The following is a 25837-nucleotide window of genomic DNA, read 5'->3' as shown; positions in this document are numbered from 1 at the left end:
TCTCCTCCATTGGCGGAGGGAAGGCCTCACGCGTGGGTGAGGCGTCCCTCCGGGATAAGGTCGTGGAAAAACTTGATCTGGGGCATGGCCCGCAGCAGGATGGTGCCCAGCACCAGGCAGACACCCAGCTCACCGATGCCCACGGTGACGCCGTTGTAGAGCCAGGCGGCGGGCAGGGCGGCGGTGATGCCCACCTCGGCAAAGCCGATGGTGAAGCCCACCAGCACCATGTTGCACAGCACCGGCGGCAGCCAGGCCATCCACCAGTGGCGGACCTTGCTGGTCCACAGAGCGGCGATGAGGGTGGCCAGGGAGCCCACCACGATGTCCATGGCGCCGTAGGGCGAGAGCAGGTTGGCGATCAGGCAGCCCACAAAGAGCCCCGGCGCGGTGGCCGGGAACAGGAAGGGCAGCACGCACAGGGCCTCGGAGAACCGGAACTGGATGGGTCCGTAGGCCAGGCCGAAGATGTTGCTGAAGTAGCTCAGCACGGCGTACAGGGCGGCCACCATGGCCGCCAGGGTAAGATCGCGGACAGGACTTTTGCGCATGAAAAAGAACCTCCATTTTTTGTTTAGAGTACGTGTGCCACGCACAGCGGCGCGGGTCCCTTTCCCCGGACGCAGGGCACATAGCGTCCGGACGGCTTTCTCCGCGCCGGTTGGACTGGGTGGGGAACCAGTCGTGGTCATTATATCATGCTTTTTTCTCTCTGTACAGTCATTTTATCACCTTTACAGCGAAGGTTTTCCCCCGTATAATGTCAAAGAGAAGTCTTACCGGTCTTTTGACGGACCGGATCACACTACCAAGGAAGGATCTGATCCCTATGCGCATCCTCATCATTGACGGCCAGGGCGGCGGCATCGGCGCCCGGCTGGTGAGCCTCATCCGGCCCCATCTGCCGGAGGGCTGTGAGCTCCTGTGCGCCGGAACCAATTCCCTGGCCACCAGCGCCATGCTCAAGGCGGGTGCCGCCCGGGGCGCCACCGGCGAGAACGCCCTGTGCTACAACGCCCAGCGGGCCGACCTCATTCTGGGGCCCATCGGCGTCATTCTGGCCAACGGTATCATGGGGGAGGTCCCCCCGGCGGTGGCCGCCGCCGTCTCCGGCGCCGAGTGCGTCAAAATCCTCATCCCCTCTCCCACCTGCGGCACCCTCATCGCCGGCACCGAGGACTGCCGGCTGGAGGAGTACCTCCGTAGGGCGGTGGAGCTGGCCCTCCACGAGCTCTCCAAGCACGGCTTTGCCCCGGTATAACCTTATCCCACTTTGCAAAAAAGTTCCCCCTTCCAAACCGGAAGGGGGAACTTTTCCTATCTTAGATGGATACTCTGACGCTTACTCGGCGTCCCGCATGGCCTTGGCCGCCTCGATGGCCTTCTCTTGGGCGGCAGGCGGAGCATTTCCCATTTGAGCCACGGCTCAAATGGGGACCCTTTCAGAACTTCACGTGCTCGGCGGAAGTGAATTCCGCCTGCGCCAAGGTCTTGGCCCTTCGGTCCAAGACGCTTGTGCGGCGCGGACACGCCGCCCCATCTCCGATGGGGCCCGAGGAAGCCCCTTCGGGAAGCGAAGGGAGCTTATTCGGCGTCCTGCATAGCCTTAGCGGCTTCAATCGCCTTCTCCTGGGCGGCAGGGGGAGCTTCCTCGTAGCGGACGAAGTGGTAGGTGAAGGAGCCTCTGGACTGGGTGATGGACCGCAGGTCGATGGCGTAGGAGGTCATCTCGCCCATGGGCACCTCAGCCTCCACGATCTGGTTGCCGTCATGGTCGGGGTTCATGCCCATGATACGACCGCGGCGCTTGTTGAGGTCACCGATGACGTCGCCCATGTAGCTGTCGGGGATGGTGACCTTCAGCTCGCCGATGGGCTCCAGCAGCACGGGGTTGGCCTGGGCCAGGGCGGCCTTGTAGGCCAGCTGGGCTGCCGTCTTGAAGGCCATTTCGGAGGAGTCCACGGGGTGATAGGAGCCATCATACAGGGTGGCCTTCAGATACACCACGGGGTAACCGGCCAGCACGCCGTGCTGTACAGCCTCCCGGAGGCCCTTCTCTACGGCGGGGAAGTAGTTCTTGGGCACGGCGCCGCCCACGACCTCCTCGCAGAACTCCATCTCCTCCTGCTCGCCGGGCTCGAAACGGATCCACACGTCGCCAAACTGGCCGTGGCCGCCGGTCTGCTTCTTGTGGCGGCCCTGGACCTCCACCTTCTTGCGGATCTTCTCCCGGTAGGGCACACGGGGGGTAGAGAGCTCGGCGTCCACACCGAAGCGGCTCTTCAGACGGGACACCAGCACATCCAGCTGGATGTCGCCGGTGCCGGAGACCACCACCTGGCGGGTCTCGGAATTGTTGACCACGGTGAAGGTCTGATCCTCCTCACCCAGACGGGCGAGGCCGGCGGCGATCTTGTCGTCCTGGCCCTTGGTCTTGGGGGAGATGGCCATGGAGTACACCGGCTCGGGGAAGCTGATGGGCTCCAGCTTGATGACGTTCCGGGGGTCACACAGGGTGTCGCCGGTCTTCAGCTTATCCATCTTGCCGATGGCGCCAATGTCGCCGCAGGAGAGCTTCTTGACCTCCTCGGTCTTCTTGCCCTTCACCTGATACAGGCGGCCCAGCTTCTCGGTCAGACCGGTGCGGGCGTTGACCATGGGCATATCCGACTCGATGGTGCCGGAGAGCACCTTCACATAGGAGTACTTGCCGTACTGGTCGGAGACGGTCTTCCACACGAAGGCCACGGGCACGGCGCCGGGGGAGACGGCAAACTCCACCACGTCGCCGTGATCGTCCTCGCCGGTCTCGGACTTGCCCTCCAGGGGAGAGGGCAACAGATTTACAATATTGTCCAGCAGCATCTGGGTGCCCAGACCGGTGAGGGCGGAGCCGCACACCACCGGGAAGATGGACAGATCCTTCACGCCGGCGTGGAGGCCCTGGATCATCTCGGCATAGGTGAATTCCTCGCCGTTGAAATAGCGGTCCATGAACTCCTCGCTGGTCTCGGCCACGGACTCCACCAGGGCGTTATAGAGCTCGTCCAGGACCTCCTGCTTGTTCTCGGGCACGGGGATCTCGTGGCGCTTGCCGTTTTCAATGTCGTAGGCGCGCTTGTTGAGCACATCAATGATGCCGATGACCTTCTTGCTCTCGTCCCAGATGGGGGCCACCACAGGGGCTACGTTCTTGCCGAAGCGCTCCCGGAGGGTGTCGAAGGCGGCGTTGTAGTCGGAGTTGTCCTCGTCAGTCTTGGAGATGTAGAGGATACGGGGCATTTTCCGCTCCTCGCAGTACTTCCAGGCCTTCTCGGCGCCTACGCTCATGCCGCTCTTGGCGGAGCAGACGATGACGGCGGCGTCGGCCACACGGAGGGCCTCCATGACCTCGCCGGAGAAGTCGAAGTAGCCGGGGGTGTCCAGAATGTTGATCTTGCATCCCTTATATTCTACGGGCGCCACGGCGGTGGAGATGGAAAACTGACGGCGGACCTCTTCTGCGTCGTAGTCGCAGGTGGTATTTCCGTCGGTCACCTTGCCGAGACGGTCAATGGCGCCGGTCTGAAACAGCATGCTCTCGGCCAGGGAAGTCTTTCCGTTTCCACCGTGGCCCAGCAGGCATACGTTGCGAATATTTTGTACGGAATAGCTCATATCTTGTTTCCTCTCCTTACATTTGGGATCTCACGAAAGCGCCGCCCGTTTGTCTGCGTCACTGTCTTAGTCATTATATCTCAATACCAGGCGATTGACAACTCATTTTTTATAAAAAATGTAGTCTCCATACAAATTCCTTCCAAGCCATCCCCGCTTTTCTTTGACAACAGGGACCGGAAACGGTATGATTGCGGAAGAAAATACGATTTGTCCGCCGCGAAAGGAGATTTTTCCATGCGCCTGAATGACCCGAAAATGGTGCTCTTTGACTACGGCCAGACCCTCATCGACGAGCCTTATTTCAACAAGGAGCTGGGGATGGAGGCGGTGCTGGCCCACGCCGACGCCAACCCGCTGGGCCGCACCGCCCAAGAGCTGGCCGACTACATCGACGCCCTGGAGGCCGAGATGGAGCGTTTCCGCACCGCCGACGGCCACATCCCCCTCTATGAGACCCACAACCTTCCCTTCCAGCGGTACGTCTTTGCCTCCCAGCGACTCTCCTTCTCCCTTCCTGAGGAGGAACTGGAGACCCTCTACTGGGACGCCGCCGCCCCGGGCCGCCCCACCGAGGGCATCCTCTCTCTGCTGGATCTTCTGGCGGAGCGAGGCATACGCACCGGCGTCATCTCCAACCTCTCGTTCTCCGGCGCCGCTCTCCGGGCACGGCTGGACCGGCTGCTGCCCAACCACCACTTCGAATTCATCCTGGCTACCAGCGAGTACGTCTTTCGCAAGCCCAGCCCCCGGATCTTCCGGCTGGCCCTCACCATGGCGGGCCTGGAACCCCATGAGGTTTGGTACTGCGGCGACAATCCGGACTGTGACATCGCCGGCGCTGCCGCCTGCGGCATCCAGCCGGTATGGTACACCGGCGCCCTCTCCCCCCTCTGGTCCTCCCAGAACACCCCCGCCGCCGACCACCTTACTCTGGAGCGCTGGGCTGACTTCCCCACCCTTCTGGACAGTGCCCCGGCTCCGTGCTCAGTTTAAAGGCAAGAAAAGAGCGCGTGCTCACGTTTTACCGTGAGCACGCGCTCTTTTTTCATCACTCGATGGGCACATAGCCCAGCACGGACAGGGTCTCGCTGTCGCACAGGAGAACCGCGTAGTCGTGACCGGAGGTGTCCCCCAGGGTCACGGCCCAGTCGGTGCCATCCAGCAGCGCGGCGCTTTCCTCGTCACTGACCGCCGCCGCCAGCTCCCCTTCGGTCACCTGGGCAATGGATACCAGGGCGGTGTCCACCCGGTCCTTCTGCTCAAAGGCGGAAACCGCCAGCCAGGCAGCACAGTTGGCCCGCAGGGTCTCGGTGGTATCCGCATCAGGTTGGACGACCCCGTCGATGGTGGCTGCCTCCGCCGGCAGCACACTGAAGGTGACGGCCTGGTTGTCGCTCTCCTGGCTGTTCCCGCCGTCTTTCACCGTCTGGGTGGGCACCGGTGTGGGCTGGGCCGACGCAGGTGGGCTCATCCGCAGGACGGCTCCGCTGCCGCCCGCCTCCGCATCCTCCCGGACCACCGCAGGCGCACTCTCCGCCGGCAGAGCATCACCGTTGGAGACGGTGGTCTCTTTGTCCTTGCCCTCCGTCTCGGGCTGTTCGGCGCCACCGCTGGCGCCTTTGCCCACGGCGGCATCCGATGACGTATCCTGGGCGGCCTCTGCCGTGGTTACGCTGGCCGCCGCCGGAGCGGCGCCGGTGGAGCCGCCGCTCTGGAGGGTCTTCAGGGTACCGGCCCCCAGCAGGATCACCGCAAAGACCGCCGCCAGGGAGGCCCAACGTTGGATGTGGGACTTTTTGCTCACCCTGGAGAGGGGGACCACCTTTTCCGTCCCGATCCTGTCCATGATGGCCTGGTGGAGCCCGTCGGGCACCTCCTCCTCCAGCTCGGGCAGGAGGGTATGGAGCTGCCGCAGCTCCTCCGCCGCCCCGCGGCACTCCCCGCAGGCGGCCAGATGGGCCTCCAGCTCTCTTTTCTCCTCCGGGGTCAGTTCACCGTCCAGCTCCAGGCTCAAAAGCTCCAGGGCGCGGTCGCAGTCGCACATGGCACAGGTCACCTCCTCTCCTTTGTTTCATCACTTTCTAGACGAAAGCTCGCCAAAAAAGTTCCCCCGCTCCGTCAAAACTTTTCGCAGGGCATTTCTGGCCCGGGCGATGCGGGACTTCACCGTCCCCTCCTCCAGGCCCAGGACCCCGCCGATCTCGGCATAGCTCAAACCGTTGATCTCCCGCATGACCAGCACCTGACGGTGCTCCGGGGTAAGCCTCTCCAGCCCCGCTGCTACCGCCTGCCGGACCTCCGTGCGCTCCAGCTCCCGCTCGGGGGTGTAGCGCTCGTCGGGGAGCTCCACCTGCCGCGCCTCCTCCTCGTCGTCTAAGGAGACCGTCATAGAGAGGTTCTGCCGCCGCTTTTCCTTCCGCAGGAAGTCGATGCAGGCGTTGGAGGCCAGCCGGTAGAGCCAGGTGGAGAAGCTGCTCTCCCCCTGGAAGCGGCCCAGCCCCCGCCAGGCGTTGAGAAATGCCTCCTGGGTCAGCTCAGCGGCGTCCTCCGGGTTACCGGTGAGCCGCCGGCAGAGATTATAGATGCGCTTTTCATTGTCGGTGACCAGAACCTCAAAGGCGGACTCGTCCCCCTTTTTGGCCCGTTCCACCAGCTCCTGTTCCGTCAAGGCGACCCTTCACCCGCCTTTCCTTCCTCATCAAATCATTTCAGGTCCCGCTGGATGCCCGCCGTAATCCGGCGCAGGTCCTCCATCGTTTCCACGTGGCAGATCTGCTCCTTCCAGTAGCCCGCATGGGGTACCCCCTTCAGATACCAGCAATACTGCTTCCGGGCCTCCAGGCAGGCGATCTTCTCCCCCTTATGGGCGGCGTTGATCTCAAACTGACACATGGCGGTGGCACACCGCTCCGCCAGAGGGGGCAGGGGCGGGACCTCCCGACCCTCCAGGGCGGCCTGGGCCTGCTGGAAGAGCCAGGGATTTCCAAAGCAGCCCCGGCCGATCATCACGGCGTCGGCGCCGGTCCAGCGGAGAATGCGCACGGCATCCTTCCCCTCAAAGACGTCGCCGTTGGCCATGACCGGGATGTGCAGGGCCTCCTTCACCTCCCGGATATAGTCCCAGTTGGCGGTACCGGCGTACTGCTGGCTCCGGGTGCGGCCATGGACGGCCACGGCGGACACCCCCGCCTCCTCCATGGCCTTGGCCAGCTCCACGCAGTTGATGGAGCCCTTGTCCCAGCCCAGGCGCATCTTCACGGTGACAGGGCGGCTCCCCGCCCCCTTCACCACCGCCTCGGCCACCCGGACGGCCAGGTCCGGGGTGCGCATGAGCCCAGAGCCATCCCCGGAGTTGGCCACCTTGGGTACGGGGCAGCCCATGTTGATGTCGATGATGTCCGCCCCGGACACCTCCCCGGCAATGGCGGCGGCCTCCTCCATGCACACAGGGTCGGAGCCGAAGATCTGGGCGGCGGCGGGGTGTTCCCCCTCCCCCAGCTTCAGCAGCGGGACGGATTTTTTATCCTGGTAGCACAGGGCTTTGGCGCTCACCATCTCGGTGACGGTGTAGCCCGCCCCCAGCTCCCGGCAAATGGTACGGAATCCCAGGTCGGTAACCCCTGCCATGGGGGCCAGCACCAGCTGGGAGTCAATCTCCACGTTTCCTATCTTCACGGTCTTCCTCCGGTTCAATTTGGTTCTTTTTATCATACCATAAACCGCCATTTTGGGCAAGTGGCGCCGTCTTTTATACCGTTTTGCCCATGAATTCCCGGAAAATCCGCTCAAGGCGCCAGAATGCCGCAGAAAATCGCAGAAAGGGTGTTCCCACTTCCGACGCGATATTTCCAAATCATGGATTATACTGTCTCTACTACCCGATACACAGGAGGAGATCGTCCATGGCGGCGAAGGTTGGATGGAAGTCAAAGGCAGCCCGGGCCCGGGAGGAGATGGCCCGGACGGGCAGGCTGGTGCTCCAGGCGCCGGCCTTGGTGCGGGGGGCGGAGTATGTCATCCGTTTCGTCCTCTCGGCGGTACTGGCGGGGGCGGAGATCCTGAACGGCTGTGCCCCCTTTGGGCTGTCCATGGTGGGCTGCTCAGGCTCGGGGCTGGGCGGCTTCGCCGCCCTTCTGGGGGCCTGCTTCGGCTATCTCGCCTTCCGGGGACTGGCCGAGGGCCTGCGGTACGTAGCGGCGGCCATTCTCATCTTCTCGGTGGCCTTCGCCTTTTTCGATATCAAGCTGTACCAGCGCAGCTGGTTCATGCCGGTGGTGACGGCGGCGCTTTCCGGCGCCACCGGCTTCGTCTATCTGGGAGAGGGGGGCTGGGAGATCTCCACCGTGATCTTTTTCCTCACTGAACTGCTGCTCTCCGGCGCCTGCGTCTACTTCTACCGCACCGCCTTCTCCCCCTGGCTGGACCGGAGGGAGGAGGGTGAGCTCTCCACCCGGCAGCTGGCCAGCCTCTTCATCCTTGGAAGCACCGTCCTCATCTCCCTGGCGCAGCTCACCCTGGTGGGGGACATCATCTCCGCCGGCCGTGTCCTGGCCGCCCTGGCGGTCATGGTCTTTGCCTCCCAGGGGGGCCTGGGTGTCGGCGCTGCCGCCGGCGTAGCCGCCGGGCTGAGCATGGACCTGGCCCGGGGCGGCGGGGACTGGTCCTGCACCGTGTGCTACGGCTGCGCCGGCCTGGTCACCGGCGTCTTTCAGGGTCGGTCCCGGACGGGGTGCGCCGTGGCCTACGTCCTCACCAACGCGGTGGTGGTGCTGTGGGCCTGGGAGGGGGGCTCCGAGCTTCCCCTCCTCTATGAGGTCTTTGCCGCCTCCGTCCTCTTCCTCCTGCTGCCGGAGCAGCTGCTCCGCAAAGTCCACGCCCGGCTGAGCCGGGAGCGCTCCCCCGGCACCGCCGACCGGGCCGCCGCCTACGTCCGGGAGCGGCTAACCCAAACCGCCGAGGCCTTTCGCACCCTCTACGAGTCCATGCGTGGGAGCTTTCATGGGAGTGCCCCCAACGACGGAGATCTCTCCACCGTCTTTGACCGGGCGGCGGACAAGGTGTGCCGCCGGTGCGCCCTCCGGGACGCCTGCTGGCAGCGGAACTACAACACCACCTTCAACGCCCTCAACGACGCCCTGCCCGCCATGGCGGAGCGGGGCCGGGGCGAGGCCGGGGACTTCCCCCAGCACTTCACCACCCGCTGTCTCCACTTTCCTCAGTTCTTGGCCGCCGCCAATGAGGCCCTCACCGCTGCCCTCTGCCGCCGGCAGTACCAGAACCGGCTCCAGGAGAACCGGGCCGCCGTCTTTCGGCAGTATGGCACCCTCTCCACCCTGCTGGGCCAGGCGGCCGCCGAGCTCTCCGGGGAACTGACCCCAGACCCGGTGCGGGAAAAGCGGCTGCGCCGTCATCTCACCGCCCTGGGGCTGGAGGGAGACGCCTGGGTCTACTACGACCAGGCCGGCCACCTGCGCTGTGAGGTGACCGGACCCGACCTGGCACCCCTCCGGAAGGAGGAAGAGCGCGCCACCCTCTCCTCCCTGCTGAAGGTCTCTCTCCATGCGGCGGAGGAGGAGTCTCCCATCGGCACGGGAGAGCACCTGGTCTTCACCCAGGCCGAACCCCTCCAGGCCGTCATGGGGGCTGCCGCCCGGCAGAAGGGGGGAGAGACGGTGAGCGGAGACGCCGGCGGTCTCCTCCGCACCCCGGAGGGGCTTCTCTACGTCATGCTGTGCGACGGCATGGGCAGCGGCCCCGCCGCCAGCCGGGAGAGCAAGCTGGCCGTCCGCCTGCTGGAGCAGTTTTTACGGGCGGGAGTTCAGGCTGAGACCGCCCTGAAAACCCTCAACGCCGCTCTGGCCCTCCGCAGCGAAGAGGAGGGTGGCTTCACCACTGTGGACCTGCTGGAGCTGGACCTCTTCACCGGCGCCGCCGCCCTCTATAAATTCGGCGCCGCCCCTACCTATCTGCGCCGGGGCCCCTCAGTAAGCCGCATCACCGGCGTTTCCCTCCCCGCCGGGCTCACCGACGGGGAACGAATCGCCCCCGACATCACTCGACTCCAGCTGGAGAGCGGAGATGTGGTAGTGATGGTCAGCGATGGCGTGGTAGATCAGCGCGAGGACCAATGGCTTCGGGATGCCCTGGCCGCTTTTGACAGGGAGAGCCCCAAGGACCTGGCTCGGGATCTGGTCTCGACCAATGTGGACGAGCACGGCCCCCAGGACGACCGCACCGCCCTGGTGGTCCGGCTCTCCGCCCGAAGCTGAAAGGAAAAATGTGCCGTTTCCCTTAACAGCAGTGGGAAACGGCACATTTTCTTATTCTTGATCCGATTTATGCTCTTCCCGCTTTTCCTGAATGACGGGGAACGGCTTTCCCTCCGGGGTCCGCTCTTCCGGCGGAAGATCGCGCTCCATAGGCGCTGGCTTGTCTTCCTCGAAAACATCAAAGAGACTTCTGGGCGTCAGTTCCGGCTTCCGGTGGCGGAAGATGGCCGTGATGAGGGGGAAGAGCACGATGGCGATCAGTCCGCCGGAAAAACCGTTGTTATAGAGGTTGACACCGGCCAGCACATACCCGGCCTGGAGGACCACCGCTGAGTGGAGGAAGCCCGCCAGAATGCCTGCAGGCCACCCAAAGACACCGGCGAAGGGGGCCAGGGTAGTACCGAAGAGGGCGGCCAGCTGGAGCGCCGGTGCTTCCACGGTATAGTGCATGAAGATACCGCCCAGGAGCACGCCGCACATGATGGGCAGGATATTTTTTGCATGCTTTCCGTAGGCGGAGAAGCCGATGATGGTGAGGATGCCTCCCAAGGTGGGCCCGTTCAGATCTCCTCCCACCAGGAGGATATACCCGGTGGCCAGAAGCCCGTTCACACCCATGTTGACGAGCACCGGTCCTGTACCTACCATACGCAGGAAGTCGCTGGGGGCCCGTCCCGTACTGGTGAGGATACGCCGGTAACCCGCCCAGGAGGCCCAGACCGGACGGTCGGAAAAGAAGAGGCCGCACACGATGAACGCCAGACACATCAGCGCCATAGCCGCGCCAAAGCGCAGATTATACCCCTCCGCCCAATAGAGAACGCTGCTGGGGGCGTCCCCCACTGCGGTGAGGATGGGCACCAGCATCATGGCCAGCAGGCCGCAGGCAAAGCCCATGTTGTAGAGGTTCATGCCGTTTTGCACCTTGTAGGTATAGGCCGACAGAGGGGGAAGCACCATGCCGATCAGAACACCGGTGAGAAGTCCGCCCAAAGGGTGGGAATAAAGACTTCCATAGGCCATATAGCTCACCAGCGGTGAGAGCGCGGTGGCCAGCAGTGCCACCGAGGTATACTTGGAGAAGGGCTCCTTCTGGATACGGGCATAGATCCAGGTACCCAGGAAGATGGGCCAGATGTTGGTGATATTCTTCCCGAAGAGGGCAAAGCCTGACATCAGGCCCATCTCCGTGATCGTGAAGCCATTGAGGGGGCACCGGGAGAGGAACAGAATGGCGGCGCTGATCAGGGTCACCAGAGCAGAGTTTACGAAGGCCGCCCCCGGCCCCGCAATGGCTACATAGTCGGTGATAAGCACATCTTGGATGTTGATAATCTTCCAAAGCCCAGGGATGATGTTGGCCGGGTCATCAAAAATCAGTCCCGCCAGGATCAGGGCCAGTGCGTACCCCAGGATCGCAAAGTACATGTTCTTATATCGCATCGGAGCTCCCCCCTCTTGGCTATGGTCTGGGTTCAGACGGTGCGGAAAAAGTCTCTTGTCTCCTGGGCGTTGCGCATGACTTCCTCCCGCAGGGCTTCCAGCGAGGGGAACTTCCGCTCTCCCCGCAGCTTCTTGTAGAATTCCATGCGGATGGTCTGGCCGTAGAGGTCCCCGGAGAAATCCAGGATATAGCCCTCCACGCTGACCTTGTCCCCGTCATCCACCGTGGGGCGGACGCCGATGTTGGTGACAGCGGGACGGCTATCGCCGTTTTCGAACCACACCCGGGTGGCATACACCCCGTGGGCGGGCACCAGCACGCCCTCCGGGAAGTGGAGGTTCACCGTGGGGAAGCCAAGGGTGGAGCCCAGCTTCTTCCCGTGGCCCACCCGGTCGGTGAGCACGTGCGGATGACCCAGAAACTCCATGGCCCGCTCCATCTCCCCCTGGGCGATGAGGGTACGGATATACGTAGAGGAAACGGTGATCCCCTCCAGCTCGATCTTGGGGATGATATTACAACCCACGCCCAGCTGGGCGCACAGCTCCTGGAGTCGCTGGGGGTTGCCCTCTCCCTTATAGCCGAAGTGGAAGTCGTGACCGGACACCACATGGGCGGCGCCGTGCTCCTTCACCAGATATTCGGTGACGAAATCCCGCCAGTCCATGCGCATCATGCTGTCAAAGTGGGCCACGATAACCTCCTGGATACCGTAGCACCGCCGCATCAGGTCGGCACGGTCGGCGGGAGAGTTGATCAGGGGAGTCACCGCTCCGGTGATCCGGCTGCCGGGGTGGGCATCAAAGGTAAAGGCGGTGGGGATCAGCCCCTGCTGGGCCGACACCTCTCCCACACGGCTCAGCAGTGCGCCGTGACCCACATGTACCCCGTCAAAAAAGCCCAGTGCGATGGCTCGTTTTGTCTCGTTCAATGGAATCGTCTCTCTTTCCTCTCCCGGCTCACACCGGGAAAAAGCTTTTGACTGTAATGAGCTTGCCCCGCTCCGCCCGGCACAGGGCCAGGAAGGTCTGATCGCCGCCGTAGACCCGGTACTCCCCCTCCGGTATAGAGGGCATCACCAAGGTCATACCGTTGCGGAGCTTTTTCTCCTCCTCCGGCTTCAGGATCAGAATGGGGCGTCCGGCAAAGTAGGCGTCCACCGGCAGCAGCAGACTTTCCGCCTCCCCCCGGTCGGCGGCGGCCTGGACGGCCTCCAACGTCACCGCGTCAGCCAGGGTGAAGCCGGCGGCCATGGTCCGGCGCAGAGCGCCCATGCAGCCGCCGCAGCCCAGGGCCTGGCCGATGTCGTGGCACAGGGTGCGGATATAGGTCCCCTTGGAGCAGCGGACCCGCAGGCGGTAGTCCGCCGGTCCGGTGGACTCCAGCAGCTCCAGCTCATGGATGGAGACCGGCCGGGGCGCCCGCTCCACCTCCTTGCCCTTCCGGGCCAACTCGTAGAGCTTCTTACCACCGATCTTGATGGCGGAGTACATGGGCGGGATCTGAGTAATATCCCCGCGGAACTGGTCCAGCACCGCCAGCACCTCGTCCCGGCCCACCGTCACCGGTCGCTCCTCCACCACCTCACCGGTGGTATCCTGGGTATTTGTAATAACGCCCAGTTTAAGCTCTGCAATATATTCCTTTTCGGATTCAGAAGCGAACTCCACCGCCCGGGTAGCCCGGCCTATGAACACGGGCAGCACCCCGGTGGCCATGGGGTCCAGGGTACCGGCGTGGCCCACCCTCTTCTCGTGGAAAATGCCACGCACCTTGGCGCACACGTCCATACTGGTCCAGTCCGCGGGCTTGTCAATGACCAGAATACCGTTAGCCATCGGCCTGCACCTTCCGGATGGCGTCCATAATGGCCGTCTTGGCCTCTTCCACCGTACCCGGCACCGTGCAGCCGGCAGCGGGGGGGGGGCCGCCGCCCCCCAGCAAGGCGCATACCTTGGTGGCGTTGAGGGTCTCATCGGTGCGGACGGACAGCTTGCAGGACCCACCCTTCAGCTCCCGGATGGTCACCGAGGTGTGGACCCCCTCCAGCTGCCCCACAAAGGCAGCGATGTCCTCGGCGTCCCGCTCGGTAGCCTCCAGCCGGGCCATATCGGCCAGACTGACGGCCGCAATGGCGATGGCGCCGTCGTCGTGGAGGTCCATGGTGTCCACGATGAGGGACTCCAGCTTCAGCCGTTTCAGGCTCTTGGTGCGGAAGTGGCGCTTGTTGGCCTTCTGAGCGTCAATGCCGGTGGCCATCAGGTCGGCAGCCACCCGGTGGGTGGCAGGCGTGGTGTTGCTGTACTGGAAACAGCCGGTGTCGGTGGCCACCGCCACATAGAGGGGCAGGGCGGCCGCCGGAGACACCGGCCCCCACTGGCGGATGAGGTCGTAGATGAGCTCACCGCAGGCCGCCCGTCCGGCATCCAGACAGGTCTCCTTGGCGAAGTACTCCTGGGAGGGGTGGTGGTCGAAAGCCAAGTCGATGCCCTTTTGGAGCCATACCTCACCGGCGGGGGTGAAGAGCCCCTTGCCGGCGATGTCCACCGACACCACATAGGCGGGCTGGAACTCCTCCGGAGCCAGATAGCCCTCCAGATAGGGGGTGAAGAGGGTGGTGGCGTCCTCGTTGGGGAGGACCCATGCCGTCTTACCCTGCTCCCGCAGGGCCTGGCACAGACCCACGGCACAGCCGATGGTATCCCCATCGGGCCGCTTATGGGTCAGGATGAGAATGTCATTTTGCCGCAGCAGCAGCGCTGCCGCTTCTCTATACTCCATGCTTCCGGCACCTCACTTGTCCAGCTTTTCAATGAGCTCCAGGATGTGGGCGCCCTCGGCGATGGAGTCATCGGCCACAAAGGTGAGCTCGGGGGTATACCGGAGCTGGAGGGCCTGGCCCAGCTCCCGGCGCAGATAGCCGCTGGCCGACTTAAGGCCCTTGACCACCTCTTTGACGTCGCTCTTGTCCAGCATGCTCACATAGACCTTGGCATACCGCAGGTCGGGGGCGGTGTCCACCGCTGTAATGGAGACCAGCCCGTGGACACGGGGGTCCTTGACGGTCCGGATCAGGGCCGAGAGCTCCCGCTGGATCTCCTCGTTGATGCGTCCAATACGATTGCTTGCCATATTTTTCTCCTATCAAGCGTACAGACCCGTCCCCTCCTCAAATGACTTGGGGATGGAACGGGTCTGTTTGGTTGTGTTTCTTTTCCGGCGAGATCAGACCTCGATCTGTTCCATCAGGTAGGCTTCGATGATGTCGCCCTCCTTGATGTCCTGGAACTTCTCGAAGGTGATACCGCACTCGTAGCCCTGGGCGACCTCCTTCACGCTGTCCTTAAAGCGCTGGAGGGAGGCGATGGCTCCATCGTAGATGACGATGTTGTCCCGCAGCAGCCGCATCTGAGCGCCGCGCTGCATCTTGCCCTCGGTGACGTAGCAGCCGGCCACCATACCCACACCGGTGATGCGGAAGACGTTGCGGACCTCGGCCCGGCCCAGGTCCACTTCCTTGAACTTGGGGGCCAGCATGCCCTTCATAGCGGCCTCGATCTCGTTGATGGCGTCATAGATGACCCGGTACATCCGCATATCCACGTTCATGCGGGCGGCCGAATCCCGGGCGTTGTTGTCGGGCCGGACGTTGAAGCCCACGATGATGGCGCCGGAGGTGGCGGCCAGCATGACGTCGCTCTCGCTGATGGCACCCACGGCGCAGTGGATGACCCGGACCCGGACCTCTTCGTTGGTGAGCTTCTCCAAGCTGGACTTCACGGCCTCGGCGGAGCCCTGGACGTCGGCCTTGACGATGATGTTCAGGTTCTTCATCTCGCCGGCCTGGATCTGGCTGAACAGGTCCTCCAGAGACACCTTCTGACCCACTGGGCCGTTCATCCGATCCTTCTGCTCCTGCTTGCGCTGCTCCACCAGCTCGCGGGCCATGCGCTCGTCGTCCACAGCGTGGAAGTCGTCACCGGCGCCGGGCACCTCGCCCATACCAATGATCTCCACAGGCACGGAAGGACCGGCCTCGGTGACCTTCTCGCCCCGGGCGTTGGTCATGGCGCGGACACGGCCCACGGCGGTGCCGGCAATGATGATGTCGCCCTGGTGCAGGGTGCCGTTCTGGACCAGCAGGGTGGCCACGGGACCGCGGCCCTTGTCCAGCCGGGCCTCGATGACGGCGCCGTGGGCGGAGCGGTTGGGGTTGGCCTTGAGCTCCTGCATCTCGGCGGTGAGGACCACCATGTCCAGCAGGTTGTCGATGCCCTCGCCGGTCTTGGCGGAGATGGGGCAGATGATGGTCTCGCCGCCCCACTCCTCAGGCACCAGCTCATACTCGGTGAGCTGCTGCTTGATGCGGTCAGGATTGGCCTCAGGCTTATCCATCTTGTTGATGGCCACGATGATGGGGATGTTGGCGGCCTTGGCGTGGTTGATGGACTCCACGGTCTGGGGCATGATGCCGTCGTCGGCGGCAACCACCAGAATGGCGATATCGGTGATCATGGCGCCGCGGGCACGCATGGCGGTGAAGGCCTCGTGGCCAGGGGTGTCCAGGAAGGTGACGGGCTTACCGCCCACGTCCACCTGGTAGGCGCCGATGTGCTGGGTGATGCCGCCGGCCTCGCCGGAGGCCACGTGGGCGGAACGGATATAGTCCAGCAGGGAGGTCTTGCCGTGGTCGACGTGGCCCATGACCACCACCACGGGAGCGCGGGGCTCCAGATCCTCCTCTTTATCCTCGCTGACGTCGATGAGCTTCTCCTCGATGGTGACGATGACCTCGTGCTCCACCTTGCAGCCCATTTCCTCGGCAATAATGGCCGCGGTCTCGTAGTCGATGACGTCGGAGAGAGAGGCCATGACGCCGTTCTTGATGAGGCACTTGACCACCTCGGCGCCGGTCTTCTTCATGCGGGAGGCCAGCTCGCCCACGGCGATCTCGTCGGGGATCTTGACCACCAGAGGATGCTTTTTGGCGATCTCGGCCTGGAGGCGGCGCATCTTCTCCTGCTCCTCCGCCCGGCGCTTGCTGCCCTGGAAGCCGCCGCCCCGGCGCTGCTGGTTCCGGCCCTGGAACTTCTGCTTGCCGGCCTGCATCTGCTTGGTCTTGCCGGCGGCCAGGTCCTCCAGCCGCTGGTCGTACTTCTCCAGGTTCACATTGCCGCTCTTCCGGGTGTCCACGATCTTCTTCTCGGGGACCTTCCGGCTGACGGTGTTTTGCTGGGGTGCGCTCTGGGCGGGCTTCTGAGCCGGCTGCTGCTGGGGCTGCTGGCCCTTGCCGCCATTGTTCTGCCCTGCGGCGGGCTTGCTCCCGCTCTGGGTGGCGGTGGCGGGCTTCTCCGCCCCCTTCTGGGGCGCGGGTGCCGCCTTGGGCTCAGCGGCGGGCTTGGGCTCGTGATAGGTGTCGGCAAAGATGCTCTCGATGCTGGCCACCTGGTTGTTCTGGGTCAGGTAGTCGAAGAGGATGGACAGCTCGCCGTCCTCCAGCACCTGCATGTTGTTCTTGGGGGCCTCCCCGTACTTGCCCAGAATGTTGATGATCTCCTTGGGCGTGCGGTCAAAGTCCTTGGCCACATCCCGAACTCTGTACTTGATCAGACTACTCAAATAAATTCCCTCCGTTGATCGTTGGGATCACTCCAATACGAAAACCCGGAGCGGAGATCCGGGCTTGCGTATTGAAGCGATCCGCAGGCCGTTACTTCCTTCCTGCCGCATCCGCGGCCTCATCTGTACCCCTTCACGTCACGTGACGCCCTCCTCCGCGCTTTGTACCCTTTCCGGGACCTTTCCGCTCCTTCTTCTTCCGGCCGGACGCCTTGCCGGGCGCCGCCGGTCTGGCGGGGGCGGCCCAGGGCTTGGCCGCCGCCCGCTCCAGCTTCTTCTCATGCCGCCGCTGTTCCTTCTGCCGCTGGAGGGCCCGCTGGGCCTTTTCCTCCAGGTCGGCGGCCGTCTCGCCGTACTGCGCCCCGTCCGCCTCCGCCAGCTTACGAGCGAAGGCGGCCGCCAGGCCATAGTCGGTGAGGGCCAGCATGGCGCAGGAGGAGCGGCCCACAGCGAGTCCCAACTCCCCCTTGGTATAGGGGCTCTGGAGAACGGGTACCCCGGCGGACAGGGCGAAGTGGGACGCCCGGCGCAGGGTGTTGTCGGCGGCGTCGGAAGCCAGCACCACCAGCCGGGCCTTGTGTGCCCGGGTGGCGGCTGCCACAGGCTCCTCGCCGACCTCCACGCGGCCGCCCTTCCGGGCCAGGCCGATGAGCCGCAGCGCGTTATCCATTCTGCTCCTCCCCCGTCTTCATCTGGCCCTCCAGGGCCTCATAGACCTCCGGCGGCAGGGCCGCCGAAAAGGCCCGCTCCAGGGCCTTGGACTTCCGGGCCTTTTTCAGGCACTCCGGATCAGGACACACGTAGGCCCCCCGCCCCGGCTTCTTGCCCTTGAAATCCAGGGAGACCTCTCCCTCGGGGGAACGCACCACCCGGATGAGCTGACGCTTTTCCTTCATCTCCCGGCAGCCCACGCACTGCCGCATGGGGATCTTCTTCGGCATGTCACACGCCCCCCTTTACCAAATATCGTCTCCCCCGCCGCCATCCAAATCCAAGGGGTCCTCCTCCCAGACGGCAAAGGGTTCTGTCTCTTGCGTACCGTCCTCCGCCGGAGCCTCCTCCGGCAGGCCGGTCTCCTCCGCAGCGGGCCGGCGGTCACCGTCTGGGACGAAAAACCAGTCCCATTTCTTCCAGTCCACGCCCATCGCCTCCAGCGGATCTGTGCCAGAGCTTTACTCCTCGATGTCCACGCTCTCCTCGGGCTCCTCTTCGATCTCCACCTCGGTGTCCTCCGCCGTGGGCAGCTCTCCCGGGTCAGACTCCGGCTTGATGTCGATCTTATAGCCCGTCAGCTTGGCCGCCAGTCGCGCATTCTGGCCCTCCTTACCAATGGCCAGGGAGAGCTGGTCGTCGGGCACCAGCACCCGGCAGCTCTTGCCGTCGGGCAACAGGTCCACGCTGACCACGTCGGCGGGAGAGAGGGCCGCCGCCACATAGGCGGTGGGGTCCTCGCTGTACTTGATGATATCCACCTTTTCGCCGTGGAGCTCTTCCACGATGTTGTTGACCCGCTGGCCGCCGGGGCCCACGCAGGCGCCGATGGGGTCCACGTTCTCGTCGGCGGACCAGACGGCGATCTTGGTGCGGCTGCCCGCCTCGCGGGCGATGGACTTGACCTCCACGGTGCCGTCGTAGATCTCAGGGATCTCCAGCTCGAAGAGGCGCTTGACCAGGCCGGGGTGGGTGCGGGAAATGAGGACCTGGGGCCCTCTGGTGGAGCGGCGGACCTCCACCACGTAGACCTTCAGCCGGTCGCCCTCGTGGATCTCCTCCCCGCGGACCTGCTCGCCGGGGGCCAGGAAGGCCTCGGTGTACTCGCTGCTGGAGCTGATGCGCAGGTTGGCGGCGCCGCTGCGGGGATCGATGCGGGTGACGATGCCGGTGAGGATCTCGTGCTCCTTGGAGCTGAACTCGTCATAGATCATGCCCCGCTCGGCCTCCCGGATGCCCTGGATGATGACCTGACGGGCGGTCTGGGCGGCGATGCGTCCAAAGTTCTTGGGCTTGACCTCGATGCGGACCACGTCCCCCAGCTCGGCGTGGGGGATGGCCCGTCGGGCCTCCTCCAGGGACATCTCGGTGGCCGGGTTGTCCACGGTCTCCACGATGTCCTTGAGGATGAACATGCGCACCTCGCCGGTGGCCGGGTTGGCCTTGACCTCAATGTTGTCCCCGGCGCCCTCATGGTCCCGCTTGTAGGCGGAGGCCAGGGCCTGGGTAATCTTCTCCATCATATAGCCGGCGGGAATGCCCTTCTCCTTCTCGATCTGGGCAATGGCGGCGAAAAACTCCTGGCCGTCGTTCTCGCTGCTGTTGGTCTTTTTCGCGTTCTTTCTCGGCATTTCGTTACTCTCCCTTAAAAGCTCACGTGCAGCCGCACCTGAGCAACGTCTTTCTTCTCCAAAGTGGCGTCTCCGCCGGGGAGCTCCACGGTCACATCCCCGTTGTCATAGCCCTTGAGCACACCGGTGAGCTCCTTGCGCCCCTCCCGGGCCCGGTAGAGCTTCACGTCCACCTCGCTGCCCAGGAAGGCCGCGAAGTGCTCCGGCTTCTTGAGCACCCGGTCGGCGCCGGCGGAGGATACCTCCAGGGTATAGCTCCCCTCGATGGGATCGGCCTCGTCCAGGGCGTCGCTGAGGGGACGGCTCACCGCCTCACAGTCGTTGATGGACACCCCGCCCTCCTTGTCGATGTAGACCCGGAGGAACCACTCCCCCGCTTCCTTTACGTACTCCACATCCCAGAGCGAGCATCCGGCAGCCTCCACGATGGGCGCCGCCAGCCCCGCTGTGAGTTCGGTCACTTTCGCCATGTTTCGTCCCCCCTGACGCGCTTTTCCAGATACTTGCAGATCCGTTTTTTTCAATAAGAAAGAGCGGGGCGGACCCCACTCTTGACGGATACGTACACTGCTAGTATAGGCAGTATACCATATGGATAGCCTGATTGCAAGATTTTTACCGGGAAATCTCGAAAATGCAGGGGCTTTTCCCCCTGAAAAGGAGAGACCCGGGCGGTCAGGTCCGGGGCTCCGCTATGACATGCAATGGGGGACCGTCCAGGTCCACCCGCCGGGTGGCCAGGGCCACGGTGTGGGCTTCGTGGGCGCACAGCAGCACGGGGAGCCCCAGGCCGTACACCGCCTCCATGAGGGACTCCGTCCGGGCCGGGTCCACCCCGGCAAAGGGCTCGTCCAGCAGCACCCACCCCCGGCGGACCTCCGCCAGGGCCAGGGCCCGGACCAGGGCCAGCCGCCGGGCCATGCCGCCGGAGAGGGCGGCGGGATAAGTCCCCTCCTCTCCCTCCAGCCCCGCCGCCGCCAGCCACCGCCGGGCGGTCTCCCGGTCGGGCCGGGGCAGCACGTCGGTGATGTGCTGCTCCGCCGTCCGCCATGGGAAGAGGCGGTTTTCCTGGAAGAGGAGGACTGCCTTGGACGGGTCCAGGCCGGTGAAGGCCCCGGAGGATGGTTTCTCCAGCCCCATCAGGGTCCGCAGCAGGGTGGTCTTACCACAGCCGGAGGGTCCGGCCAGGGCGGTGACCCTCTCCCCCGGCACGGTCAGGGAAAACCGGTCCAAGACCAGCTTTTCTCCGTAGGACACCGTCAGTTCACAGATCTCCAGCACGGTCGTTCCCTCCCTTCCCCCGCTCCAGCCGGCCCAGCAGCCGCCCCAGGACCCCCTCCACCACGAAGCTGAGGAAGAGCACGGTCAGGGTCCAGGCGAAGAGGGCCGGGGTCTCCAAATAGGTCTTGGCGTTGCTCACCTGGGTGCCGATGGCCAGTTTGGGCAGGCACAGTACCTCGGCGGCCACCCCCGCCTTCCAGGCCAGACCCAGGCTGGTGCGGCAGGCGGCGGCGAAGTAGGGCAGCACTGAGGGCACGTACACCAGGGTCAGGGTGCGCCGGCGGGAAAAGCCGTAGGCCCGGGAGAGCTCCAGCAGCTGGGCGTCGGTGCTGTCCACCCCCTGGACCACGTTGCCCCACACCACGGGGAGAACCATGAGGGCGGCGATGATGGCGGGCACCCAGTTCCGGTCGGCCCACAGCAGCACCAATATAATAAAGGAAGCCACCGGGGCGGCCCGGACCACCTTCACCGCCGGGGCGAAGAGGAGACGGGCCCACCGGGAAATGGAGGTGATGGCGGCCAGGGCGGTGCCTAGCCCCACCCCCACGGCGGCGCCGGCGAAGACCCGGCACAGGGAGGCCGCCGCCGTCCGCCAGAAGTCCACCGTCCCCACCAGCTCCAGCAGCTCCTGAGCCACCCTGGGGGGCGCGGGTAGGATGAAGGCCTGGCCCTCCCACAGGCAGGTGAGGAGGCCCGAAGGGTCTCCGGTCTGCTGCCAGGCCGTCCATGCTGTACTCAGGCTCCGGTGCCCAGCGCACAGGGCGGCGCACTCCCACACCAGCAGCCAGAATAGGATGGGCAAAAGCCGCTCCCGCCAGCCTTTGGCGGGAGCGACAGTCAGCCTCTTGTTCACCCCTCGTAGTAGAAGGCGTCGTCGGGGATGCCCCCGCCGATGGAGTCGGGATTGGCCTGATAGAGGACCTCATAGTAGCCCTGGATGGCGCTGCGCATGTTGGAGGCGCCGGTGATACACACCAGGGCGCACTTAGGGATGGCGGCCTCGGCAATCTGGGCGTTGGCGGTGATACCATAGCTGGCCACCAACTGGGACGGGTTCTCGTCGCTGGAGAGGATCAGATTGTCCGGGTCGTTCATGAACTCCACCGAGGCGGCATAATCGCTCAGGAAGTTCTCCACAGCCTGGGGATTCTCCTGAATGAAGTCGGTCCGGGCCACGATGGTGGTCATGGTGAGATGGCTGCCGTTCTGGAGGTTGTCCCACTGGGCGGACAGGTCCAGGGCCTCCCGGACGTCGGCGTTCTTGAGCTGCACGGCGGTGGCGGCGGGGACGGGCAGCATGCACAGGTCGGCCTCGCCGCTGACCATCAGGGTGGTGATCTCGTCGCCGGTCTTCCACTGGATGTCCACATCGGCGGGGTCCACCCCGTTCTCGGTGAGGAGGTAGTTGAGGACGTACTCCGGGTTGGCGCCCTGGCCGGTAGCGTAGAGGGTACGGCCGGCCAGATCGGCCATGGAGTGGACAGTGTCGCCGTTCTCCAGGATATAGAGGACGCCCAGGCCGCTGACGGCCAGCATCTGAATGCCGCCGTCGGTCTTGTTGTAGAGACTGGCGGCCACGTTGGAGGCCACGGCGGCGATGTCGATCTCACCGTTGGTGAGACCGGCGGCCACCTGGTCGTTGGCGGTAAATACCTCAACATTATAGCTGTTGGCGGTGGTGCCGGCGTCGCTGTCCGCCATGAGCTTGGCGGCGCCCACGCCGGTGGGGCCATTGAGGACGGCGAAGCGGACGGTATCGCCCGCCTCCTGGGTGGGCTGGGCGGTGGTCTCCACCGGGGCGCTGGTCTCGGGGGCGGCGGTCTCCGGCACGGGGCTGGTCTCGGCGCTCTTCTGACCACAGCCGGCCAGGGCGCCGCCCAGCATCAGCAGGGCCATGGTGAGGGCGAGCAGTTTTCTTTTCATGCTAAGTTCCTCCATTCTGTATCTCCAGGACCCTACGGTCCAGGATGACGATGGTCTTTCCCGCCCGGCGGATGGCCCCCGCCCCCTCCAGCTCCTCAAAGGCGCGGTAGAGTGAGGCGCGGCTCACGTCCAGACGGCGGGAGAGCTCGGTGGCAGGGCAGGAGACCTCCTCCCGCCCCGACTCCAGCAGCCAGCGGGCGAGTTTTCCCGTGACCTTGGGGGCGGTGAGGCCCTCCACCTTCCGGCTCAGGAAATGGATGCGCTCGGAAAGGTAGGCGATGTAGCTCCAGCGGAAAGCCGGGCAGTCGTCCAGCAGTTCGGCCACCAGCTCCTCCGGGAAGAAGGCCACAGTGCAGGGGGTGAGGGCGGTGATGGTGGTCTCATAGCGGTCCCGACGGTGGAAGAGGGCCGCCGCGCCGAAAAAGGCCCCCCGCTCCAGGGTGCTCATGACCAGAGCCCCTTTGGTAACCCTGGCCCGGCCGGAGAGGAATACCCCCAGGCACCGGCGGAACCGGCTGGGGCTGTAAATGACCGTCCCTTTTGGAAATTGCTCCCGCAGGCAGTCCGGGTCCTCCGCCGCCCGGCGGAGCCGCTCCTCCGGCACCTCCCGAAAGAGCTCTGTCCGGGCCAGGGCGGCCAGTTGCTCTCCGCTCCAGTCCTCCGCCATTCCCTCGCCCCACTTTCTGTCTCATTTCAGACACTTTTAGATTTTACCCCCTGGATGGACCAAAGTCAATCCCGAACATAAGATGAGGAGGAAAGGAGGGATCTCCAGGATGGGATACCGCAACCACTGTCCCCACTGTCAGGCGCGGCAGCGGCAGGCGGCGGAGTTGGCCTGTGTCCAGGCCGCCGCAGCCCGTCAGGCAGCTCTGGCTGACACCCCTACCCGGGTCTGCACCCCCGGCCAGTGCGTCGGGACCTGCCCCACCTGTCAGGAGGTGGTTTCCCTCCTCCGGCGCCAGAACCGGCTGCTGGAAGAGCTGCTGGAGGCCATGGGCGTTCGCCCCTGACCATTCTGTGGGGGGGGCCCCCACCGGGGCGGCCCCCCCAATTTTTTTTAATTGCTTTTTCCCGCCGGTTCCGCTACAATATGGTCTACTCATACCAGGACCGGCATCCGCCGGCCGCACTCAGACGTCCACAAAAGGAGACTGCCATGACACAAGCGCGCAGTGAGATCTGCTTTATCGCCCCCACGGACATGCTGGCCCGACGTGCCGCCGCTATCATCCAGAAGCGCGACCTGTCCATTCCCGTCCACACGGCGGTGCTGGAGGATGCCGCGGAATGGGCAAAAAAATGATGGAGCAAGGCACCTGGATCTTCATCAGTCGGGGCGTCACCCGAAAGCTCATTCAGCGTACCCTGCACACCCCGGTGGTCAACATCCCCGTGGTGGCCTCCGACTACATTCCGGCCATCCAACAGGTGCAGAACGTCCGCGGCCCCATCGCCTTTTTCGCCTACGAGCCCCCCAGTGACGAGCTGAAAACCATCTGCTACCTGATGAATATCCAAATGCGCCACTACCAATTCTCCGACACCGCCTCCTGCCGGGCCTGTGTCCAGCAGGCCGCAGCCGACGGCGCGGTGTGGGGCATTGGCGGCATCGTCTCCGCCGGCTACGCCAAAGAGGCCGGTCTCCCCTATGTCCTCATGGAGAGCTCGGACATCGCCGTCTCCCAAGCCATCGAGAACGCCTGTCAGCTCTGCGAGCTCCAGCGGGAGAACGCCCGGAAGCAGGAGGCCCTCCAGATCCAGCTGGAGCGCTATCAGAACATCCTCAACTATACCCATGACGCCATCATCGCTGTGGACGCCCAGGGCCGGGTGGAGGTCACCAACCAGGTGGCCGAGCGGCTGCTCGGCCCGTCTCAGGCCCCTTATATCGGCAAGCCCATCGGGCAGGTGCTCCCCAACACCCACATGACGGCGGTCCTCCGCAGCGGCACCATGGAGACCGACCAGCTCATGACCATCGGCGGCACCCTGGTCTCCACCAACCGGGTCCCCATCATTGTCAACGACAAGATCCAGGGGGTGGTGGCCACCTTCCAGGACATCAAATCCATCCAGAGCACCGAGCGCAACGTGCGCATCAAGCTCCATGAAAAGGGACTGCTGGCCAAGTACCGGCTCTCCGACATCGTGGGCACCTCCCCCGCCCTGCTGGCCGCCAAGGAGATGGCCCAGCGCTTTGCCGACGCCCCCTTCACCATCATGCTCTACGGAGAGACGGGCACCGGCAAGGAGATGTTCGCCCAGGGCATCCACAACGCCAGTCCCCGGCGGGACGGGCCCTTCGTGGCCGTCAACTGTACCGCCCTCTCCAAAAGTCTGCTGGAGTCCGAGCTCTTCGGCTATGCAGACAGCTCCTTCACCGGCGCCAAGCGGGGCGGCAAGCCCGGACTCTTCGAAATGGCCCACGGCGGCACCATCTTCCTGGATGAGATCGGCGAGCTCCCCCTGGAATTCCAGGCCCAGTTTCTCCGGGTCCTTCAGGAGAAGGAGGTGCGCCGGGTGGGCGGTGACACGGTGATCCCGGTGGACATCCGGGTCATCGGCGCCACCAACCGGGACCTCATGCGTGGGGTGGAGGAGGGCTCCTTCCGCCGGGACCTCTATTACCGTCTCAACGTACTGACAGTGAACATCCCGCCCCTGCGGGACCGGGAGGACGACTTTCTCCAGATCGCCGACTCCATCTACGACCGTATCGTCCCCGACCGGACGCAGGAGGAACGCCTGGTCTTCCGCCGCATTTTGGAGCACTACCGCGGCTACGCCTGGCCCGGCAATGTGCGGGAGCTCACCAACCTGGTGGAGCGGATCTACCTTCTGCAAAAGCAGTCCCTTCCCCAGGATAAGATTCTGGACCTGCTTTCTCGGATGACGCCCCGGGACCAGCATCCGGTCACGCCCGGTGAGTCCCCCGCCAGCGGTGAGGAGCTGGCCGATGTGGAGCGCGCCTACATCCAGAGCGCACTGGCCCGCAACGGAGGAAACATCTCCCGCACCGCCCAGGAGCTCCATATCAGCCGGGCAACCCTCTACCGTAAATTGAAAAAAGGTTAACCCAGCTATTGTATCAAAATAAAACAGTGTATCGCATCGTAATGATACATTCGGTGCGATGCACTGTTTTTTCTTTATCTTCTCTGTGTTACTGGTAACGAAAAATACGGTCGATTGTAAAATGAAGTTGGACACCTAAGAAAAAATCCATAGTGATTTTCCCCACATGGTAGAATGAAGTTTGCACACAACTTCTTCCAAGGGAGGGCAATCACTAT

At 64.2% G+C, this 25837-nt stretch carries 26 protein-coding genes; 6 read left to right on the top strand and 20 right to left on the bottom strand.

Annotated elements, in window-relative coordinates:
* Positions 1 to 26: 26 nt before the first annotated feature.
* On the bottom strand, positions 27 to 551 hold the full coding sequence (locus ACTNBK_RS07175) for a QueT transporter family protein (RefSeq protein ID WP_441144880.1): 525 nt from the start codon (positions 549 to 551) through the stop codon (positions 27 to 29).
* A gap of 278 nt (positions 552 to 829) precedes the next feature.
* Here ACTNBK_RS07175 and ACTNBK_RS07170 point away from each other — a divergent pair, with 278 nt between their 5' ends.
* Positions 830 to 1261, top strand: a complete 432-nt coding sequence (locus tag ACTNBK_RS07170; protein WP_441144878.1) for a DUF3842 family protein — start codon at positions 830 to 832, stop codon at positions 1259 to 1261.
* A 323-nt stretch (positions 1262 to 1584) separates the two neighbouring features.
* On the opposite strand, the gene fusA is transcribed toward ACTNBK_RS07170, so the two are convergent.
* Positions 1585 to 3657 (bottom strand): elongation factor G, encoded by a 2073-nt coding sequence (fusA, locus tag ACTNBK_RS07165; protein WP_441144876.1) that lies wholly within the window; start codon positions 3655 to 3657, stop codon positions 1585 to 1587.
* Positions 3658 to 3894: 237 nt separating this feature from the next.
* On the opposite strand from fusA, the gene ACTNBK_RS07160 reads away from it, so the two are divergent.
* Positions 3895 to 4653 carry an HAD family hydrolase gene (locus tag ACTNBK_RS07160; RefSeq protein WP_441144874.1) on the top strand — a complete coding sequence of 253 codons (759 nt, stop codon included), beginning with the start codon at positions 3895 to 3897 and terminating at the stop codon, positions 4651 to 4653.
* A 55-nt stretch (positions 4654 to 4708) separates the two neighbouring features.
* Here the strand turns inward: ACTNBK_RS07160 and ACTNBK_RS07155 are convergent, their stop codons facing one another.
* The 3 genes from ACTNBK_RS07155 to dusB are packed head-to-tail and all read right to left on the bottom strand — an operon-like array spanning position 4709 to position 7335.
* A complete protein-coding gene (locus ACTNBK_RS07155; protein ID WP_441144872.1) occupies positions 4709 to 5704 on the bottom strand; it encodes a zf-HC2 domain-containing protein in 996 nt (331 codons plus the stop codon).
* A gap of 30 nt (positions 5705 to 5734) precedes the next feature.
* Positions 5735 to 6328, bottom strand: a complete 594-nt coding sequence (locus tag ACTNBK_RS07150) for an RNA polymerase sigma factor (protein WP_441144870.1) — start codon at positions 6326 to 6328, stop codon at positions 5735 to 5737.
* Positions 6329 to 6363: 35 nt separating this feature from the next.
* On the bottom strand, positions 6364 to 7335 hold the full coding sequence (dusB, locus tag ACTNBK_RS07145; protein WP_441144868.1) for a tRNA dihydrouridine synthase DusB: 972 nt from the start codon (positions 7333 to 7335) through the stop codon (positions 6364 to 6366).
* A 227-nt stretch (positions 7336 to 7562) separates the two neighbouring features.
* Here dusB and ACTNBK_RS07140 point away from each other — a divergent pair, with 227 nt between their 5' ends.
* Positions 7563 to 9929, top strand: coding sequence for a SpoIIE family protein phosphatase (locus tag ACTNBK_RS07140; protein ID WP_441144866.1), 2367 nt, complete (start codon positions 7563 to 7565; stop codon positions 9927 to 9929).
* A gap of 51 nt (positions 9930 to 9980) precedes the next feature.
* Here the strand turns inward: ACTNBK_RS07140 and ACTNBK_RS07135 are convergent, their stop codons facing one another.
* The 15 genes from ACTNBK_RS07135 to ACTNBK_RS07065 form a co-directional block, all read right to left on the bottom strand.
* Positions 9981 to 11372 carry a DUF1576 domain-containing protein gene (locus tag ACTNBK_RS07135; RefSeq protein ID WP_441144864.1) on the bottom strand — a complete coding sequence of 464 codons (1392 nt, stop codon included), beginning with the start codon at positions 11370 to 11372 and terminating at the stop codon, positions 9981 to 9983.
* 32 nt (positions 11373 to 11404) lie between these two features.
* Positions 11405 to 12304, bottom strand: a complete 900-nt coding sequence (ribF, locus tag ACTNBK_RS07130; protein WP_441144862.1) for a riboflavin biosynthesis protein RibF — start codon at positions 12302 to 12304, stop codon at positions 11405 to 11407.
* Positions 12305 to 12332: 28 nt separating this feature from the next.
* Positions 12333 to 13211 (bottom strand): tRNA pseudouridine(55) synthase TruB, encoded by an 879-nt coding sequence (gene truB, locus ACTNBK_RS07125; protein ID WP_441144860.1) that lies wholly within the window; start codon positions 13209 to 13211, stop codon positions 12333 to 12335.
* On the bottom strand, positions 13204 to 14154 hold the full coding sequence (locus tag ACTNBK_RS07120; RefSeq protein ID WP_441144858.1) for a DHH family phosphoesterase: 951 nt from the start codon (positions 14152 to 14154) through the stop codon (positions 13204 to 13206). Before ACTNBK_RS07120 ends, truB begins: the two co-directional genes overlap by 8 nt.
* Positions 14155 to 14166: 12 nt before the next feature.
* Positions 14167 to 14505 carry a 30S ribosome-binding factor RbfA gene (rbfA, locus tag ACTNBK_RS07115; RefSeq protein ID WP_130850379.1) on the bottom strand — a complete coding sequence of 113 codons (339 nt, stop codon included), beginning with the start codon at positions 14503 to 14505 and terminating at the stop codon, positions 14167 to 14169.
* Between the two features lie 93 nt (positions 14506 to 14598).
* Positions 14599 to 16992 carry a translation initiation factor IF-2 gene (gene infB, locus ACTNBK_RS07110; protein ID WP_441144856.1) on the bottom strand — a complete coding sequence of 798 codons (2394 nt, stop codon included), beginning with the start codon at positions 16990 to 16992 and terminating at the stop codon, positions 14599 to 14601.
* Between the two features lie 133 nt (positions 16993 to 17125).
* On the bottom strand, positions 17126 to 17662 hold the full coding sequence (locus tag ACTNBK_RS07105) for a L7Ae/L30e/S12e/Gadd45 family ribosomal protein (RefSeq protein WP_441144854.1): 537 nt from the start codon (positions 17660 to 17662) through the stop codon (positions 17126 to 17128).
* Positions 17655 to 17933 carry an RNase P modulator RnpM gene (rnpM, locus tag ACTNBK_RS07100; RefSeq protein ID WP_294513520.1) on the bottom strand — a complete coding sequence of 93 codons (279 nt, stop codon included), beginning with the start codon at positions 17931 to 17933 and terminating at the stop codon, positions 17655 to 17657. Before rnpM ends, ACTNBK_RS07105 begins: the two co-directional genes overlap by 8 nt.
* 15 nt (positions 17934 to 17948) lie before the next feature.
* The gene (locus tag ACTNBK_RS07095; protein ID WP_441144852.1) at positions 17949 to 18131 is read right to left on the bottom strand and encodes a hypothetical protein; all 183 of its coding nucleotides are present in this window, start codon (positions 18129 to 18131) and stop codon (positions 17949 to 17951) included.
* Between the two features lie 33 nt (positions 18132 to 18164).
* Complete coding sequence (gene nusA / locus ACTNBK_RS07090) at positions 18165 to 19334, bottom strand: transcription termination factor NusA (protein WP_441144851.1); 1170 nt, start codon at positions 19332 to 19334, stop codon at positions 18165 to 18167.
* Positions 19335 to 19348: 14 nt separating this feature from the next.
* Positions 19349 to 19804 (bottom strand): ribosome maturation factor RimP, encoded by a 456-nt coding sequence (gene rimP, locus ACTNBK_RS07085; protein ID WP_441144849.1) that lies wholly within the window; start codon positions 19802 to 19804, stop codon positions 19349 to 19351.
* Positions 19805 to 20009: 205 nt separating this feature from the next.
* Positions 20010 to 20615, bottom strand: coding sequence for an ATP-binding cassette domain-containing protein (locus tag ACTNBK_RS07080; protein ID WP_441144847.1), 606 nt, complete (start codon positions 20613 to 20615; stop codon positions 20010 to 20012).
* On the bottom strand, positions 20599 to 21420 hold the full coding sequence (locus ACTNBK_RS07075) for an ABC transporter permease (protein ID WP_441144845.1): 822 nt from the start codon (positions 21418 to 21420) through the stop codon (positions 20599 to 20601). The genes ACTNBK_RS07080 and ACTNBK_RS07075 overlap by 17 nt, the downstream gene beginning before the upstream one ends.
* A 47-nt stretch (positions 21421 to 21467) precedes the next feature.
* Positions 21468 to 22541, bottom strand: coding sequence for an ABC transporter substrate-binding protein (locus tag ACTNBK_RS07070; RefSeq protein ID WP_441144843.1), 1074 nt, complete (start codon positions 22539 to 22541; stop codon positions 21468 to 21470).
* A 1-nt stretch (position 22542) separates the two neighbouring features.
* On the bottom strand, positions 22543 to 23208 hold the full coding sequence (locus ACTNBK_RS07065) for a Crp/Fnr family transcriptional regulator (RefSeq protein ID WP_441144841.1): 666 nt from the start codon (positions 23206 to 23208) through the stop codon (positions 22543 to 22545).
* Positions 23209 to 23317: 109 nt separating this feature from the next.
* Between ACTNBK_RS07065 and ACTNBK_RS07060 the strand changes: the two genes are divergently transcribed.
* From ACTNBK_RS07060 to ACTNBK_RS07050, 3 genes are all read left to right on the top strand, one after another.
* Positions 23318 to 23554 (top strand): hypothetical protein, encoded by a 237-nt coding sequence (locus ACTNBK_RS07060; protein ID WP_441144839.1) that lies wholly within the window; start codon positions 23318 to 23320, stop codon positions 23552 to 23554.
* 146 nt (positions 23555 to 23700) lie between these two features.
* Positions 23701 to 23847: a hypothetical protein gene (locus tag ACTNBK_RS07055; RefSeq protein ID WP_441144837.1), complete on the top strand. Its 147-nt coding sequence runs from the start codon at positions 23701 to 23703 to the stop codon at positions 23845 to 23847.
* A complete protein-coding gene (locus ACTNBK_RS07050) occupies positions 23832 to 25619 on the top strand; it encodes a sigma 54-interacting transcriptional regulator (RefSeq protein WP_441144836.1) in 1788 nt (595 codons plus the stop codon). Before ACTNBK_RS07055 ends, ACTNBK_RS07050 begins: the two co-directional genes overlap by 16 nt.
* The last annotated feature ends 218 nt before the right edge of the window (positions 25620 to 25837 follow it).

This window comes from Intestinimonas sp. HCP28S3_D6 (assembly GCF_052065695.1).
In the GTDB taxonomy this organism is placed as follows: domain Bacteria; phylum Bacillota; class Clostridia; order Oscillospirales; family Oscillospiraceae; genus Intestinimonas.
This window is presented reverse-complemented; position numbering and strand designations above follow the sequence as displayed.